The sequence below is a fragment of the Allobosea sp. OAE752 genome (genome assembly GCF_050433265.1).
GTDB lineage: Bacteria > Pseudomonadota > Alphaproteobacteria > Rhizobiales > Beijerinckiaceae > Allobosea > Allobosea spartocytisi.
The window spans coordinates 18,248-34,007 of sequence record NZ_JBNPXO010000007.1 but is presented as its reverse complement, the minus strand read 5'-3'; the positions used below and the strand labels follow the sequence as shown (position 1 = coordinate 34,007).

At 62.1% G+C, this 15,760-nt stretch carries 13 protein-coding genes and 1 pseudogene; 1 reads left to right on the top strand and 13 read right to left on the bottom strand.

What is annotated here, in order from left to right:
• Nucleotides 1–4 precede the first annotated feature (4 nt).
• The 8 genes from dhaL to GGC47_RS18370 all read right to left on the bottom strand — a co-directional run bounded on the left by dhaL (nt 5) and on the right by GGC47_RS18370 (nt 8,980).
• Complete coding sequence (dhaL, locus tag GGC47_RS18405) at nt 5–607, bottom strand: dihydroxyacetone kinase subunit DhaL (protein WP_142023255.1); 603 nt, start codon at nt 605–607, stop codon at nt 5–7.
• 3 nt (nt 608–610) lie between these two features.
• On the bottom strand, nt 611–1,624 hold the full coding sequence (locus tag GGC47_RS18400) for an ABC transporter ATP-binding protein (RefSeq protein ID WP_142023254.1): 1,014 nt from the start codon (nt 1,622–1,624) through the stop codon (nt 611–613).
• A complete protein-coding gene (locus GGC47_RS18395) occupies nt 1,617–2,738 on the bottom strand; it encodes an ABC transporter ATP-binding protein (RefSeq protein ID WP_142023253.1) in 1,122 nt (373 codons plus the stop codon). Before GGC47_RS18395 ends, GGC47_RS18400 begins: the two co-directional genes overlap by 8 nt.
• A 3-nt stretch (nt 2,739–2,741) precedes the next feature.
• Nucleotides 2,742–2,966, bottom strand: coding sequence for a hypothetical protein (locus tag GGC47_RS18390; protein ID WP_142023252.1), 225 nt, complete (start codon nt 2,964–2,966; stop codon nt 2,742–2,744).
• Nucleotides 2,963–3,931, bottom strand: coding sequence for a carbohydrate ABC transporter permease (locus GGC47_RS18385; protein ID WP_112764881.1), 969 nt, complete (start codon nt 3,929–3,931; stop codon nt 2,963–2,965). The genes GGC47_RS18390 and GGC47_RS18385 overlap by 4 nt, the downstream gene beginning before the upstream one ends.
• The gene (locus tag GGC47_RS18380) at nt 3,928–4,848 is read right to left on the bottom strand and encodes a carbohydrate ABC transporter permease (protein ID WP_142023321.1); all 921 of its coding nucleotides are present in this window, start codon (nt 4,846–4,848) and stop codon (nt 3,928–3,930) included. The genes GGC47_RS18385 and GGC47_RS18380 overlap by 4 nt, the downstream gene beginning before the upstream one ends.
• A 135-nt stretch (nt 4,849–4,983) precedes the next feature.
• Nucleotides 4,984–6,291, bottom strand: a complete 1,308-nt coding sequence (locus GGC47_RS18375; RefSeq protein WP_370954831.1) for an ABC transporter substrate-binding protein — start codon at nt 6,289–6,291, stop codon at nt 4,984–4,986.
• Nucleotides 6,292–7,594: 1,303 nt separating this feature from the next.
• Complete coding sequence (locus GGC47_RS18370; protein ID WP_142023250.1) at nt 7,595–8,980, bottom strand: porin; 1,386 nt, start codon at nt 8,978–8,980, stop codon at nt 7,595–7,597.
• A 712-nt stretch (nt 8,981–9,692) separates the two neighbouring features.
• Here GGC47_RS18370 and GGC47_RS18365 point away from each other — a divergent pair.
• The gene (locus tag GGC47_RS18365; protein ID WP_081925600.1) at nt 9,693–10,475 is read left to right on the top strand and encodes a GntR family transcriptional regulator; all 783 of its coding nucleotides are present in this window, start codon (nt 9,693–9,695) and stop codon (nt 10,473–10,475) included.
• A 599-nt stretch (nt 10,476–11,074) separates the two neighbouring features.
• Here GGC47_RS18365 and GGC47_RS18360 read toward each other — a convergent pair.
• From GGC47_RS18360 to GGC47_RS18340, 5 genes and pseudogenes are all read right to left on the bottom strand, one after another.
• Nucleotides 11,075–11,572: pseudogene (locus GGC47_RS18360) on the bottom strand (aldehyde dehydrogenase family protein); the annotation flags it as partial.
• Between the two features lie 174 nt (nt 11,573–11,746).
• Nucleotides 11,747–12,511 (bottom strand): fumarylacetoacetate hydrolase family protein, encoded by a 765-nt coding sequence (locus tag GGC47_RS18355; protein ID WP_142023249.1) that lies wholly within the window; start codon nt 12,509–12,511, stop codon nt 11,747–11,749.
• 129 nt (nt 12,512–12,640) lie between these two features.
• Nucleotides 12,641–13,489: a fumarylacetoacetate hydrolase family protein gene (locus GGC47_RS18350; RefSeq protein ID WP_142023248.1), complete on the bottom strand. Its 849-nt coding sequence runs from the start codon at nt 13,487–13,489 to the stop codon at nt 12,641–12,643.
• Nucleotides 13,490–13,556: 67 nt separating this feature from the next.
• Nucleotides 13,557–15,026: an ABC transporter substrate-binding protein gene (locus tag GGC47_RS18345; RefSeq protein WP_429068586.1), complete on the bottom strand. Its 1,470-nt coding sequence runs from the start codon at nt 15,024–15,026 to the stop codon at nt 13,557–13,559.
• On the bottom strand, nt 14,912–15,760 hold the full coding sequence (locus GGC47_RS18340; protein ID WP_038367040.1) for a carbohydrate ABC transporter permease: 849 nt from the start codon (nt 15,758–15,760) through the stop codon (nt 14,912–14,914). Before GGC47_RS18340 ends, GGC47_RS18345 begins: the two co-directional genes overlap by 115 nt.

Below are 15,760 nucleotides of genomic sequence, written 5' to 3'. Positions count from 1 at the left end.
GCTTTCAGGCTCCGATGGCGTTGCAGATTGCGGTGGCGAGCAGGGCTGACGAGCGTGCCCCGGGATCCATATGGCCGATCGAACGTTCGCCGAGAAACGAGGCGCGTCCGCGAATGGCCTTGAGCGGCACCGTCGCCTCGGCCGCAACCCTGGCGACTTCGGGAAGGCGCGTCGTGAGATCGGCGCCGCCATGGGCGAGTGCGGCCTGGAGCGGCGCCAACACGTCGAGCATGGTCTTCTGGCCGAGATCGGACTTGCCTCGCGCCTTCACGGCCTCGATCGCTGCGGCCAGCGCCCGCGCCACATCCGCAATCGTCGGCTCCGGCGGCAGCTCCTTACCGAGCGTCATGAATAGCGTGCCGTAGAGCGGCCCTGAGGCGCCGCCGACTTTCATCACCAATGTCGTGCCGATGGCCTTCAGGGCGTCGGGCAAGGGCTTTGCCGTGATCGGATCCATGTCCGCCAGCACCGCCTCGAAACCACGCTTCATGTTCAGGCCGTGATCGCCGTCGCCAATGGCCTGGTCGAGCGCCGTCAATTCATCGGCATAGGCCACGATTGCCCCGGCCATGGCCTCGATCAGCTTCTTCTTCAACGCGCCGTCCATGGTTCACCTCACCCGCTGGCCGTCGGCGTCGAAGAACAGCGGCTTGAGCAGGCTCACGCTCACCTCGTCGCTGACATCCAGGCCTTCATCCGGATCGACCAGGCTGACGATCTGCTGCTGGTTCACGGCGATATGCAGGTGGTTCTGATCGCCGAGGCGCTCGATCCAGTTGACCTTGCCCGTCACCGCACCGTTCCTGGCCTTGTCGATGGCGAGATGTTCGGTGCGCACGCCAATCGTGGTCGTGTTGGCTGGCGCCTCCAGATCGGGGAAGAGCGCGCGCGGCAACAGGTTGATGCCGGGGCTGCCGAGGCGGGTGGCGACATAGATGTCGGTCGGGTCCTCATAGATGCTGCGCGGCGTTCCGATCTGCACGAGACGGCCGTGGTTGATCACGCCGATGCGCGAGGCCAGCGTCATGGCTTCGGTTTGATCATGCGTGACGTAGAGGATGGTCGCGCCCAGATCCTGCTGGATATGCTTCAGCTCGATGCGCAATTCCGCGCGCAGCTTGGCATCGAGCGAGGAGAGCGGCTCATCCATCAGATAGATCGACGGGCTGCGCACCAGGGCACGGCCGATCGCGACGCGCTGCATCTGGCCACCGGAGAGCTGCGTCGCGCGGTTCTGCAGCTTGTCCTCGATCTTGAGGAGCTTCGCGACATGGCCGACCGCGCGCCGGATCTCGTCCTCGGGCGTGCGCCGTGTCGGCGACCGCAAGGGGAAGGCGAGATTGTCGAAGACGCTCAGATGCGGATAGAGCGAGTATTGCTGGAATACAAAGGCGACGTCGCGCGCCGCCGGCGGCAGCGCCGTGACATCGACGCCGCCGATGAAGATGCGGCCGTCATCCGGGGTCTCCAGCCCGGCAATGAGGCGCAAGGCCGTCGTCTTGCCCGCGCCCGTCGGCCCCAGCAGCACGACGAACTCGCCATCGGCGATGGTGAGCGACAGATCGCTCGCGGCCTGCACCGAACCGAACCGCTTCGAGACCTGCGTCAGCGTGACCTCAGCCATGGGAGCGCCTCGTCGTGCTGGCCTCATGCAAGGCGGAGCGGATCGCCTTTCCCGTCACCGCATCGAAGAGCGATAGCCGCTCCGGCCTGAACGACAGGCTGACGCGGTCGCCGGCGGCCACCGGCAGATGGGCAGGCAAGCGCGCCTTGAGCTTGCCGCGCGGGGTGGCGACCGTCACGATCTGGTTCGTGCCGAGATATTCGGTGCCAAAAATCTCGCCCGGAAGGGCGCTACCCTGCCGGCCGGGATCGCCGATGACGATCTGCTCGGGCCGCACCCCAAGCGCCAGCGGTCCGGGCGCGTGGCTCTCGCGCAGTTCCGGCAAGGTCACGCAGGCGGCATCGATGCTGACCGAGGTCGAGCCCGCAATGGCCGCGCCGTCGAAACGGATGAAATTCATCGCGGGCGAGCCGATGAAATCCCCGACGAACATCGAATTCGGGCGGTCATAGATCTCCTGCGGCGAGCCGAGTTGCTCGATCACGCCATCATTCATCACCGCGATCTTGTCGGCCATCGACATCGCTTCGAGCTGGTCATGGGTGACATAGACCGTCGTCGCCTTCAGCCGATCGTGCAGGGCGCGCAGTTCGCCGCACATCAGATGGCGGAACTCGGCGTCAAGCGCGCCCAGCGGCTCGTCCATCATGAAGGCCTTCGGTTCGCGCACGATGGCGCGTCCGAGTGCGACCCGCTGTCGGTCGCCGCCGGAAAGACCGGAGACCGATTTGTCGAGCAGATGCTCGATGCGCAGCACGCGCGCCGCTTCCTCGACGCGCCGTCTCGTCTCGTCCCTGGACACCCCCATCGAGACCAAGGGAAAGCTGATGTTCTTGCGCACGTTCATATGCGGGTAGAGCGCAAAGAGCTGGAACACCATGGCGATGTCGCGTTCGCGCGCCCGCTTGAAGGTGACATCCTCACCATCGAGCCGGATGCTGCCGGAGGATGGCAGCTCCAGCCCCGCAACCATCCGCAACGTCGTCGTCTTGCCGCAGCCGGAGGGACCCAGCAGGCAGAAGAAATCGCCGTTCTCGACCGTGAAACTGGTATCGCGCACCGCCATGAAGGCGCCGAACCGTTTCACCAGATTATCGACCCGGATCTCGGCCATGGCTCACTCCGGGAATTTGGTGACGAAGGTGAACATGACGACGCCGATCAGGGTCGTGACGAAGGAATGGCCGTAGAGCGTCAGCGAGAAGGGCTGCAGCAGCATCAGCACGCCGGCCGAGATCAGCAGCGTCGCCAGTGTCTCCATCGGTCCGCGTCGCAGCGCCCTCGGCCAGCGCGATGCGGCCGCGCCTTGCGGCTCACGGGTATGGCTCGGATGCCGGTTCATTTGCGCACCGCCCCGAAGGTGATGCCGCGCAGGAGGTGCTTGCGCAGCAGCACGGTGAAAACCAGGATCGGGATCAGGAACAGCGTCGTTCCCGCCGCGACCGCCGGCCAATCCTGCCCGCCCTCGCCGATGATGATCGGGATGAAGGGTGGCGCGGTCTGCGCCGTGCCCGAGGTGAGCAGCACGGCGAAGGCATATTCGTTCCAGGCGAAGATCAGGCAGAAGATCGCGGTCGCGACGATGCCGGTCGTGGCCTGCGGCAGCACGACCTTGCGGAAGGCCTGCAGCCGCGTGTAGCCGTCGATCATCGCCGCCTCCTCGTATTCGCGGGGAATCTCGTCGATGAAGCCCTTGAGCAGCCAGACGGCCAGCGAGACGTTGACCGAGGTGTAGAGCAGGATCATGCCGAGCCGCGTGTCGGAGAGGCCGAGCTCGCGATACATCAGGAAGATCGGGATCGCGACGGCGATCGGCGGCATCATCCGTGTCGAGAGGATGAAGAACAGCAAGTCGTCCTTCAGCGGCACCTTGAAGCGCGAGAAGGCATAGGCCGCGCAGGTGCCCAGCCCCACCGAGAGCAGCGTCGAGCCGAAGGCGATGATCAGCGAATTGACGAAGCGCGGCACATAATTCGACGGGCCGACGACCACCATGCTGCGCGAGCGTGCGATCTCTTCGCAGGCGGAATTCGCAGGCGGGAGCGAGGCGAGATAATCCGCCGTCTGGCGCGAGCGCGTGTTGAACAGGTTGCAGTAGCCTTCGATCGAAGGCTCGAAATGCACGAACGGCACGACCTTGGGCGGGTAGGAGATCGAGTCCGGCGGCGTCTTGATGCTGGTCAGGCCGATCCAGAGCAGCGGCACGATGGCCACCAGCGCGTAGAGAACGACGATGGTGCCGGCCAGCAGCTTGACGCGTCCGCTCGGCGCGACGACGGAATGAGCCGTGGAAAGAGCGCCGCTCATCGTGCCTTCACCTTGTTCAGCGCCTTCACATAGATGTTCGCCAGCCCGAACACGGCAACGAACAGGATGATCGCGAAGGCGGAGGAATAGCCGGTGCGCCAGGCCTCGAAGGCGGCGCGCTTCAGCGTGATCGAGGCGAGTTCGGTGGTCGAGCCCGGGCCGCCCGAGGTCAGGAGGTTGACCATGTCGAACATCTTGAAGTTCTCGATGCCGCGGAAGAGCACGGCCAGCATGATGAAGGGCAGGCACATCGGCAGCGTGATCGAGATGAATTGCCGCCAGTTGCTGGCTCGGTCGACCTCGGCTGCCTCGTAGATGTAGTCCGGGATCGAGCGCAGGCCGGCCAGGCAGATCAGCATCACATAGGGCGTCCACATCCAGGTATCGACGATGATGATCGCCCAAGGGCTCAGCTTCACATCGCCGAGCATCTGGAAGGAGGACGGCGCAATACCGGAGAAGAACGAGACCACGTAATTGAACAGACCGATCTGCGGCTGGTACAGGAAGGTCCAGAAATTGCCGACCACCGCCGGCGACAGCATCATCGGGATCAGGATCAGCGTGGTCCAGAAGCCATGGCCGCGGAATTTGCGGTCGATCAGGTAGGCCAGCGCAAAGCCGCTGACGGTCTGCAGCAGGATCGTCCAGAACACGAAATGCGCCGTCGCCTGCATGCGCTGCCAGATTTCCGGATCCGACAGGATCGTCTGGTAGTGATCGAGCCCGACATTGCGCAGCGGCGCATTGGGGCGATTGGCGCGGTAATTGGTGAAGGAGAGCTGGATCGTCCAGATCAGCGGGAACAGGTTGATCGCAAGCAGGAGGATCATCGTCGGCGCGATGAAGATCCAGGCGATGGCTTTGTCGCTGAGACCCCGGACCCGCTGGGCGATCGGGGAATAGGCTGCGCGCATCGCTGCCGCGCTCCTGATGCCGGTGACGTCGCTCGCATTCATGACTCAGCACCGTTCAAAGGCAAGGTCGATGACTGGCTGCGCCACCTGCGATGAGGCGCAGCCCCGGTTCGGCTGGGCGAAGGCCCGCTTGCGTCAGAACTTGCCGTCTTCCTTGAAGACCTTGGTCCAATCCTGGATCAGCAGGTCGAGCGCCTCTTTGGCGGTGCCCTTATCCGCCACGACATAGTCGTGAACGCGCGCCTGTTCCGCCTGCAGCAACTGCGCGTAGGACGGCTCGGCCCAGAAATCGACGACCTGACCCATGGCGACGAGGAAATCAGCCGCGAAGGGCGCGGATTTGGCGAAACCGGGATCGTTTAGCACGCCCTTGTGGCAGGTATAGCCGCCGAGCTCCCACCACTTCTTCTGCACGTCGAGCGAGGCGAACCATTTGACGTAGGCCAGCGCCTCGGCCCGGTTCGGCGAATAGGCGACGACCGAGAGGCCCTGACCGCCGAGCTGCGAGCCCTTCTCCTTCTCAGGCGGATTGACGAAGAAGCCGATCCTGTCGCCGCCGACATTGGGATCCTTGTACAGGCCGGGAAAGAAGGCGAACCAGTTCATCTGCAGGGCCGCCTGTCCGGATTTGAAAGCGTCCAAGCCCTCTTGCATATAGGCGTTGGAGTAGCCCGGCGGGGTGCAGCATTTGTACAGGGACTTGTAGAACTCCAGGCCCTTCACGGCATCGTCGGAGTTGACGAAACTGGCCATGGCGTAGGGCTTCTTCGGGTCCTCATATTTGAAGCCGAAAGGATAGAGCGCGTTGGCGACGCCCATCGTGATGCCTTCCGAGCCACGCTCGGTGAAGATCGCCGCGCCATAGACCTTCTTGCCGTCGATGTCGCGGCCCTGGAAGAACTCGGCGATCTGCTTCAGCTCGGTCTGCGACTTCGGCGCGGCGAGCTCGCGGTTGTATTTGGCCTTGAATTCGGCCTGCAGCTCGGGTCTGGAGAACCAATCCTTGCGGTAGGTCCAGCCGAGCGCATCCCCCATGGCCGGCAGCGCCCAGTAGTTCGGCGTATTCTTCGGCCATTCGGCATAGCCGGTGACGGTCGCCGGCATAAAGTCGTCGATCTTGATCCCTTCCTTGGCGAAGAAATCGTTTAGTTTCACGTAATGATTGTTCTCGGCGGAGCCGCCGATCCACTGCGAGTCACCGATGATCAGGTCGCAGAGCTTGCCCTTGGAATTGAGCTCGTTGAGCATGCGGTCGGCGAAATTCGGCCAAGGCACGAACTCGAACTTCATTGCGATATTGGTCTTGGCGGTGAAGTCTTTGGAGAGCTCGACCAGCGCATTGGCCGGATCCCAGGCCGCCCAGCAGAGCGTCAGCGACTTGCCCTGGGCCTGAGCCTCCGTGGCAGCCAGCGCGGCGCTCCCGGCAATGGTCGCGGCAAGCATCCAGGTCCTGATTATTTTCATGATCTTCCCTCCCTTGGCGTGCCGTCACCAGCCGTCATTGGGGTGACGGGTGAACCTGCGTGACCGCGAAGGGCACAGCCGGAAGAAGGGGCACGGCCGACGCGGGGCGTTTCCTCACGCCGCCTCGGAACTAACCGTCCAAGTTCAGCGATTTGTTTAGTAGGCCGCCAATCACTAAACATGTCAAGCGATGAAGATGGCCGACAACATGCTGCAATGCGGTGATTTTTGCCGCGATGCACAAGTTTAGTGAATTCCTGAGTACCGTCGGGTTTGGGGCAGCGTGGCCCGTCATGTGCTTCATCAAGCGGAAGCAGGCTTGCCTGACAGGTCCGCGAAGCGGTCGATCGAGCATGGGGAACTCAAGCGCGACGGGCCAGACGGCGCTTAAGACGTTGTCGCCAGTGGACCCGCCGACCTTCTGCCGAGGGCGGCGAGCCTCTACGCGTATAGCCCCTTCCCCAGGATTGAGTTCGAACCCTTTGGGCGCGCCATTTCGGTCATACCGATACAGAACTGCGAATACTCGGCCGCCCAAGGAAGGATGCGCGGGAAGGGAGCGCTCCATAGCGCCGCTCTGCAACTATTTCCCAACGGGGCCGCATCGCGCCAGAAGCGGATGCTGGAGGCCTGCCTGGGAGCGGATGTTCGATTCGAACGTGCTTTTCGTCGTTCATCGAGAGCCCCTCCAGACGCAGGAAAAGCCGAGATGTCAGGCGGAGGAACTCGCATTGGCTGGGGCCTCGGCACGGCGCCAATTGCACCCGCCGTGATAACCGAGCCGAGCATGCTTTAACGCAACAAATGTGGAGGCGCCGGGGTCGGCGCGCTCCACATCTTCAGCTGTCAGCGAATACTATCGAGTACTCACTTAGCCTCCGCTGATTGGGCAACGCAGGCCGCTTTTAGACAATAGAGGGTCGGGTCTCGAAACTCGATCGGATCATTGTCTACCATCAGACGTGCCATGCGCCTCGCACTTAGTCAATACAGAATCGAATTGACTCATGAATCATTCTCAATCGGATTGGTGGACAAATTCCATTATCTGAAAAACTGGCTTTGGCCCGTCTCCGCCTCAACTCGATCTGGATGATAGCTACCCCCAAGCCGCTCCCCGCAAACGAGATACGGATCCGGGAGGTTGCGGCACGGCAAGCTGCGGGTCGATGAAGATCGAGCAGCGATAACAATGCTGATCAAGCCGGTGCCGGAGAGGAATGCCGCCAGAAAAAAAGCCCCGGGTTTCCCCGGGGCTTCCGACTAGGATCGCGAGAGGCGATCAGAAGTCGCGCTGGATGCGCAGGCGGCCAGCAACCGAGTCTTCCGACTTGATGCCGAGGACCGCGCTGCGAGCAGCGGCGTTGCTCACGCTGCCGACCGGCGAACGGATATCGAGGTGCGAGTAGAGCACTTCGACACCGATATCCAGGCCGGAGACCGGCGACCAGATCAGGTTACCAGCGAGGATGAGCTCCTTCGGATCAGCCGAGCGAGCGGTGAGACCACCGAAAGCAACCGCCGCCGCGTCGAGGTATTTGAACTTCACCTCGGAGTACGAACCGAAGATCTCGGTGCGCAGGGTGGGGGTCCAGAAGTGGCGGAACGCCGCGACGACCGACCAGCCGGTCGAGTTGTCGACATTGCCGGTGACCGGGTTCAGCGCGGCATCAGCCAGCACCAGACCGCCGATGCGGCCGAGACCCAGGCTGCCCGGGCTCCAGCCGAGATAGCCGAGAGCGCCGTCAGCATAAGCAGCCTGCAGCCAGAAGGCGTCGCCAGCGGCGAGCATCGGCAGGTTGATCTTCACGCCGCCCTGGATGGCCCAGACCATCTCGTCGCCGTCGACAGCGCCGAGAGCCGCAGCCGTGGCGTACTTACGCTGGCCGATAGCGCCGGACAGCTGAGCCGAACCCCAGCCCTGATCGACGCGCAGCGACGCGATCAGATCCGGGTAGTCCTGACCCTGGACGACGGCCGCAGCAGCGCCGCCGCCGACCAGCGGGTTGAACACCGCGCCCGGCAGCTCGCGGCCGGACGTGCCCGAGGTGCGGTCTTCCGCCGAGATCGTGGCCGAGAAGCCCGAACCGAAGGTGGCGGTGTAGGCCAGCAGGTTGACGCGCGTATCCGACGTGCGAACCGAGTTGAAGCCGAGGTCGTTGGCGTAGAAGTCGAAGAACGACTGAGCGCGACCAGCGGTGATCGGGCCGAACTGGACGAAGGCCAGGTCGAGCAGCGAGCCGGTGGAGGTCGACGAAGCGCCGCGGACGAAGCCCGGGACAGTCGCGCCGACGTTGAACGGGGTGATGCCGCCGGCACCGTAGATGCCGGTGTTGTTGGTCAGCTCGTAGCGGATGAAGGTGCGCAGCGTGCCGTAGGCGGTCGCGGTGCGGACGTCGATGTTCAGACGGCCACGGGCGCGGGTGCCGTAGGCATCCTGGTAGTCGCTGTAGCGGCTGCCGACAGCGTACTCGGCGCGAACGCGGCCCGAGATGCGCAGGCAGGAGTCGGTGCCCGGGATATAGAAGAAGCCGGCACCGTAGGCGGTGCAGACGCGAACGTATTCGACCGGAGCGGCCTTCCGCGAAGGAAGATCGGCGGCCTGAGCCCCGGCGACCGCGGCGATGCCGGCGGCGGAACCGAGGAGGAGGCTCTTGACGAGCTTCATTTGATAAACCTCCAAAAAGTTAAGTCGGAGCGACACCATGTTGCCGCATTGAACCGCCTGTCGCTGACGTAGGCGCACTTTCTGGATACAATGTTGACATAAATCCGATCAATCTGAATATCAGATCCAGACTCTCTTACGCGACAGATGTTGCATTTTTGGCACTGGCCCTGCGCCGGGCGAATCCGCAATCCTGTATCTCATCGCGCCATTGAATCGATTGGAAAAGTCTCGACATACGCGGCGACCGTGCGGATGACTTGTCCGCCGAGCCAAGGGCGCGATGCTGCGCCAATCGCATGAGTGCGCTCATGCGATCGAAACCGCGCCAGCATGAAATATGATCTGCTTCAGGGAACAATAATCCCGATCGTCGTTCCCATCATTGAGATTCCTGCGAAATAAGAAATAGATCGAGCGAGTAAGATCGCGCGAGTCAGGCCTCAGAGAAGACGTTTGCGGTGGATCGTTACCGCGACGCGGGCAAGTCCTGATAGCATTGCGTCCAGAGGACGGGGCTTTTGGACGGGAACCGAGCCCGCAATCCTTTTAAAGTAATCCGGATGCAGCCCAGAATAACCTTGTCCCCTGTGAACAAGGGGCTTTTCTGGCCTGCCAATCATGATAACGTGATCGTGAAAGGGGCAGACTGCACGCGGCTTCCTGGGCAACCAGGCGAGCTGATGCGGTCTATTACGGCAATCAGGACCTGATGAATCGACAGAACGAGAGCTTTCTCTCACCAGCGCTCTCTCGGATGCCCGCGGAAGCACTTCGTGTTGTGCCACTGAGCGGTGTCGAGGCTCAAATTTATGCGCGGCTCTGGCGTTGCGTTGCCGAACGAAAGCTTCGTCCGGGCACAAAACTGAACGAGAGCATTATAGGAGATGTTTTCGGCGTCAGCCGCACGGTTGTTCGCAAGGTTCTTAACATCCTAGAACAGGAGGGGGTGGTTCACCTTCCACAAAACCGCGGCGCATTCATTGCCGTCCTGGACCTGTCGGACGCACGCTCGACGCAGGAAGTGTTCGCGATGACGGTTACGCATCTGGTGACCCAATTGGTGCATTCAGACGTTGTTATTTCCGATGAGCATCGTGCTTTGCTGGATGAGCATATCAAGGTGCAGTCTGAGTTCGATTCGTCAGGCAATCACGATCGAGCTCTTCAGCTAAGAGCAGAGTTTTGGATTCTGCTGGCTGGAGTCTACGGCAATGTGCTGTTAACGCACCTGTTAGCCCGCCTTGCCGTCAGATATGTTCTCGCACAATCGTTTTTTGACAGAAGCGGCCTCCTATCGGCCGATGCTCGGTTTCAATCCTTGCTCATCAAACGAATCGCGGAAAAGGAATCGGAAAAAGCCCTTTCTATGATCGGAGAATTTCTTGGCCTGCTACGCAAGTCCTTGATTACGGATCGTGAAAGCGAGGACGTCGACCTGAGATCGCTGCTATCCGCCAATGGCGGCGGCGCTCGCTCCATTTGCATCAATTAAGCTGGGATTTTGCACGAAAATTTCTACTTGAAGGGCCGTCCCTGCAGATGGCCTGCCTCTCTGGAGTGTCCTGTTTTCCATCCAATACATGGTCGGCTTTGCGTCAGAAGCGGTCATTGAGCCACGGTCGGAAAGCGGACGCTCAAACCGATTCGTTCGAAAGAATTTTGCGGTCCAGATCAAGAATTGCGGCGGATGGGCTTTCTCATGCCGTTTCGCGCCCGAGCGTCTCGGTCGAAGACAATTCAATTACGTAATGCTGTTGTGACCGCGGCGAAAAACGCGTCGCCCCGGCCATTCTTCGCGCGCGCGGGAGTGCCGTTTTCCAAAGCTGCGGATGGCCGCCGCAATGTCACGCAGCCCTGGGAATACACCGATGTCGACGACCACAGCGGCTTGCTCCGCATGGAATACGACGTCGCTGACGGCCTCACCGTCTTCGGCAGCGCGGGCGCCTCGCACAGTAATGTTGAGCGATACTTAGCTTCTGCGACGACGATAACCAGCGTCCTGGGGACGACCAGCACCTCGCCGCAATTCTACCATCTACAATCCCGTGCGCGTGCCGGAAATCACACCTCTGCGCATAGGGCGGCAAGTGCCGCTTTCAGCGAGGTCGTGCAGATGCCTGAGGAGAGGCCGAACTCGGTGTCGTTGGCCACGGCCAGCGCCTCTTCGTAATCCTTGACGCGAACGATGTTGGCGACCGGGCCGAAGACCTCCTCGCGCGAGATGCGCATGGCGTTGGTGGTCTCGGTGAACAGCGCCGGCTGAAGGTAGAAGCCGGGGGTGTCGCGCTTCAAGAGCTCGCCGCCGAAGGCGAGCTTGCCGCCCTCGTCCTTGGCGATCTGGATGTATTTCAGGTTCTGGTCGAGCTGGCTCTGGTCGACCACCGGGCCGATATGGGTGCCGGCCTTCAGCGCGTCGTCGACATTGAGACCTTTCAGCCGCTCGATGCAGGCCTCGACGAACCTGTCGTGGATGCCGGCCTGGACGATCAGGCGCGAAGACGCGGTGCAGCGCTGGCCGGTGGAGAAGAAGGCGCCGTTCACGGCGACCTTCAGATCGGCGTCGTCGAGCACGACGAGCGGGTTCTTATGGAGTCCAGACAAGCGGCACATCTTGCTACGCGACCTAGCCGTCGGGCGACCCCGGGTTCGAAAAGCCTTGACGCCGGCTTGATTGATGCGTGGAGCCGACTGGCGCCCCCTTCGGCGGAGTGGACGCGAAGAACGTACACTCTCAATGCTCGTGGCGAGCAAAATCCGGCACTATTCGGAAAAGCGCACGGAAATCCGGCCTAGCTGCGAAATACGAGCGTCCAACAGCCCAGCGGCGCGGATCGGCAGGACGCCGCAAAGGCTCCCCGTGGTCACGAGCTGTCCCGCCTTCAATCCTCCGAGATTGTCGCTTTGCGCGTTTGCATAAGCCAGCAATGGCAATAACGGATCTCCCGCGGGATGGGACGCAGGGGCCTCGTAGAGAGGCTGTCCGTTCAGCATCACGTCGCATGCGAGGCCATTGATCTCGCTGAGGGCGGAGAGCGGGACGCTTTCGCCAACGACATACCCCCTATTTCCGAGATTATCCGCGAGAAAGGATAGGAATGGCACGCTGGCCGCGCTGTCGAGCCGTCCGCCGATGACCTCGATTCCAAGCACGACGTTTTCGATCGCGTCGAGAATATCGCAGCGCTGATAAGCCCCGGTCTCACGCCTTGGAAGATCTTGACGGAGGTGAACCGCGAGCTCGACCTCTATGGTGCAGTCGGGGAACAGGGAAATTTCCGCCGCGTCGGGATATAGATACAAGAGCGGGGCGGCGACCGGCAGTTGCTGCGGCCCTATCGCCACTTTCCAGCCGCCGACGGGTCGAGCAAGCCGCTCCTGCACCGAGGCCTGTACCTGCATGGCACTCACTGGACTGTGCGGCACCGGCATCGAGGAGGAAGCAACCCTCTTTCCAGTCAGATGGGCGCGGACCAGCTCATCTGCGAAAGATTGGTTTTCGGAAGGGCGCGAATGCTCAAGAGCCATTCTGACCTCTTTGCCTATGGCCTATCCAGGCCGATGGCGACACGGAGAATTGACGGCTCGCGCGGTGCTCCGATCGATGAGCGATCGCACTGGCACTGCAGCAGGAGGGATGCTCACCGCGAGATGCGATCAGGCTGCGTCAGCGACGACGGCCTGCCTCTGTTCGCCCAGTCCCTCGATGCCGAGCGTGATGACTTGCCCGGGGCGCAGGTAGGCGGGAGGCTTCATTCCCTGCGCGACGCCAGCCGGCGTTCCCGTGATGATCACGTCGCCGGGGTGAAGCGTCATGAGCCCGCTGAGATAGCTCACGATTTGAGCGACGCTGAAGATCATGTTCGCGGTCGTGCCGTCCTGGCGCCGGACGCCATCGACATCGAGCCAAAGCCGCAGCGCCTGAGGGTTCGGGACCTCATCAGCGGTGACGAACCAAGGCCCGATCGGCCCGAAGGTGTCGCAGCTCTTGCCCTTGGTCCACTGACCAGTGCCCTCGCTCTGCAGCGCCCGTTCAGACACGTCATTGGCGAGGAAGTAGCCCGCGACATGTTCGAGGGCACGCGCCTCCGACACATATTTTGCCTTCGTTCCGATCACGACCCCCAACTCGACCTCCCAGTCGAGCTTGGTGGACCCGCGGGGCTGGACGATGTTGTCGTTGGGGCCGACGATCGCGCTCGTCGCCTTCATGAACACGACCGGCTCGACGGGCGCCTGGTTGCCCGTCTCTCGCGCGTGATCGATGTAATTGAGCCCGATGCAGATGAACTTGCCCACGCCGCTGAGGCAGGGGCCGATCCGATCGACCTGCTCAATGACAGGCAGCGTTTTGGGGTCGCGCGCTGCAATCCGTCGAAGTCCATCGGGGGTCACGGACGCGCCGTTGACGTCCTGAACGACCCCGCTGAGATCCCGGATCGTGCCGTCGCTTTCGAGAAGAGCAGGCCGCTCCCCGCCCGCCGGTCCGTAGCGAAACAACTTCATATGTGACTCTCCATGAACCGCGGGTGGGCAGGGATGCCCGTCCCACCCGCCTGGCCTTGTGGTGCGATCACTGCGCCTTGGTCAGCGCCTCGTCGTAGCGCTTGACGACTTCCGCATAGGCGTTTTCGGGCGTCTCATCCTTCAGCACCATCCTCTGGAAAGCTTCGCCAAGGATGGTGTGGAAGGTCGACAGAATGGGCGAATAAGAGACCGCCTGGCCGCGCTGACTGACCAGTTCGGCCCAGCGCTTCTGGTTCGCAGCGGCTTCGCTCTGCAGATAGGGCGCGGTATAGGTCGACTTCCTGGAAACCACCTCGCCGCCCTCGGCCGCGATCGCCTGCGCCTCCGGGGAGATGACGAACTTCATGAAGGTCCAGGCGGCATCCTGCTTCTTGGAATTCTTGTTCAGGGCGATCGAATAGCTGTAGACGGTCTGCTTGTCCGACGGCGTGTAGGACGGGGCCGGGGCCCAGGCCAGATCGTCTCCTGCTCCTTGCGTCTGGACCGTCTTGAAGCGGTACAAGCCGAAATTCGTCATCGCGATCGTGCCGGATCGCAGGCCGTCATGGACCTCGTTGATCCCCATCTGCGCGCTGCGCAGCGACGTCACCTTACATTTGGTGAACAGGTCCTTGATGGTCGCTCCGGCGCGGATGAAGTTCTCTTTCGAGAACGCGATCTTGCCGTCCGGCGCGAAGTAACGCCCGTCCGAGCCGACGAGCATCGTGCTGAGGAAGAACTCCGCGAGGCTTTGGGCACCACCAATGCCGCCGGTCGCGCCGAGCGGGACGGCGAAACCGTTGATGTTCGGCTGCTTGAACTTTGGTCCGGCCGCGCAGACCTCCTCCCACGTCTTCGGCGGCGTCACGCCCGCTTCCTGGAGGGCGCCCTTGCGGTAGACCAGGATCGGGATGCGGAAGTCCTGGGGTAGGCCGTAGAGCTTGCCGTCGATCTGGGCCGTCGAGAGCGGCAACAACCAGTCGTCATCCGGAATCCCATCCTTTTTGACGAGGTCGTTCAGCGCCAGGAGATTGCCCGTGGCCGCGTATTCGGGAAGACCGAAGCTCACGACACGGATGACGTCGGGCGTTTCGCTGCGGGATTTGACCGCCCTTGTTACCGTCTGGCCCGTGGGATCGACCAGAAGACGAATTTTGATGTCCGGGTGCTTGCTCTCGAAAGCCTGGATCATCTTCGTCTGGGCTGCAGACCGAGGATCATTGGCATTATTGGGGTCGAGGAACGTCGAGTAGACGATTTCCGTCGCTTGGGCGGCGGCCCGCTCCGTGAAGGAAGTGGATACGCCGGCGCAGACGGTCAATGCGACGGCTGCCTTGATCAATGTGCGTCGTGACGTAGCGCTCATGAGTGTTTCCCCTCTCTCGTTGGTAATTCTGGCGCGCGGGTAAGATTTCTTGCCGATCAGCCTTTCACAGCCCCTGCCGTAAGGCCGGAGATGAACCACTTCTGAACCAGACCGAACATGAGAATGACCGGCATGGATGCGATGACGACGAAGGCCATCATGTAAGACCACGAGATGCCGACCGCGTCGAAGACCTGGTTGACCAGCGCAACCTGAAGAGTCCGCTTGGCGACCTCGGGCGCAAAGACGGCAACCGTGATGTAGTCGTTCCAGGTCGTGACGATGCCGATGGTTGCGACTGCGGCGATGCCCGGCCGGATCAGCGGAAGGATGAGGTGCCAGATGATCTGAAAGCGGTTTGCGCCATCCATGAAGGCGGAGTCTTCGATCTCCACGGGAACGGCTTCGACGAAGTTCGCAATGAACCACACCGTCTGGGGAATGATCCTCGCCGACAGGATGATCGTCACGACGATCCCGCTGTTGAGCAGCCCGATCGAGTCGAGCAGGTAGAACGTCGGGACCAAGAGCGCGACGCCCGGCACCATCGAGGTTGCCAGAATCGTCAGCATCAAAGTGCGCTTGCCTTTGAACGAGAAGCGCGCGGCTGCGTAGCCCGCGGGGATCCCGACCAGCAGGGCGAGAGCCACGGCGCCAACGGAGTAGGCGACGGAATTCCAGAAATCCCGAAGGAACGACTGGTCGCGAAACACTTTGAGGTAGTTTTCCAATGTCGCAGTGCTGGGCCAGAGCGTCGGCGGCACGGCCACGGCTTCGACTTCGGTCTTGAATGAAGTCGCCAGGGCCCACGCCACAGGCCCGAGCACAATGACCGCAAAGATGAAGGACAGGAGGATTGCGGGGATTCGCCCATTCGGGCGACCGGAGGATATGGCGGCGCTCAT

Excerpts from the sequence above, each read along its gene's own strand:
- GGC47_RS18365 (WP_081925600.1), top strand. The coding sequence starts at position 9,693 with ATGAATCGACAGAACGAGAGCTTTCTCTCACCAGCGCTCTCTCGGATG.
- GGC47_RS18350 (WP_142023248.1), bottom strand. The coding sequence starts at position 13,489 with ATGAAGTTGTTTCGCTACGGACCGGCGGGCGGGGAGCGGCCTGCTCTT.
- GGC47_RS18380 (WP_142023321.1), bottom strand. The coding sequence starts at position 4,848 with ATGCGCGCAGCCTATTCCCCGATCGCCCAGCGGGTCCGGGGTCTCAGC.
- GGC47_RS18390 (WP_142023252.1), bottom strand. The coding sequence starts at position 2,966 with ATGAACCGGCATCCGAGCCATACCCGTGAGCCGCAAGGCGCGGCCGCA.
- dhaL (WP_142023255.1), bottom strand. The coding sequence starts at position 607 with ATGGACGGCGCGTTGAAGAAGAAGCTGATCGAGGCCATGGCCGGGGCA.
- GGC47_RS18385 (WP_112764881.1), bottom strand. The coding sequence starts at position 3,931 with ATGAGCGGCGCTCTTTCCACGGCTCATTCCGTCGTCGCGCCGAGCGGA.
- GGC47_RS18370 (WP_142023250.1), bottom strand. The coding sequence starts at position 8,980 with ATGAAGCTCGTCAAGAGCCTCCTCCTCGGTTCCGCCGCCGGCATCGCC.
- GGC47_RS18395 (WP_142023253.1), bottom strand. The coding sequence starts at position 2,738 with ATGGCCGAGATCCGGGTCGATAATCTGGTGAAACGGTTCGGCGCCTTC.
- GGC47_RS18400 (WP_142023254.1), bottom strand. The coding sequence starts at position 1,624 with ATGGCTGAGGTCACGCTGACGCAGGTCTCGAAGCGGTTCGGTTCGGTG.
- GGC47_RS18375 (WP_370954831.1), bottom strand. The coding sequence starts at position 6,291 with ATGCTTGCCGCGACCATTGCCGGGAGCGCCGCGCTGGCTGCCACGGAG.
- GGC47_RS18355 (WP_142023249.1), bottom strand. The coding sequence starts at position 12,511 with ATGGCTCTTGAGCATTCGCGCCCTTCCGAAAACCAATCTTTCGCAGAT.
- GGC47_RS18340 (WP_038367040.1), bottom strand. The coding sequence starts at position 15,760 with ATGAGCGCCGCCATATCCTCCGGTCGCCCGAATGGGCGAATCCCCGCA.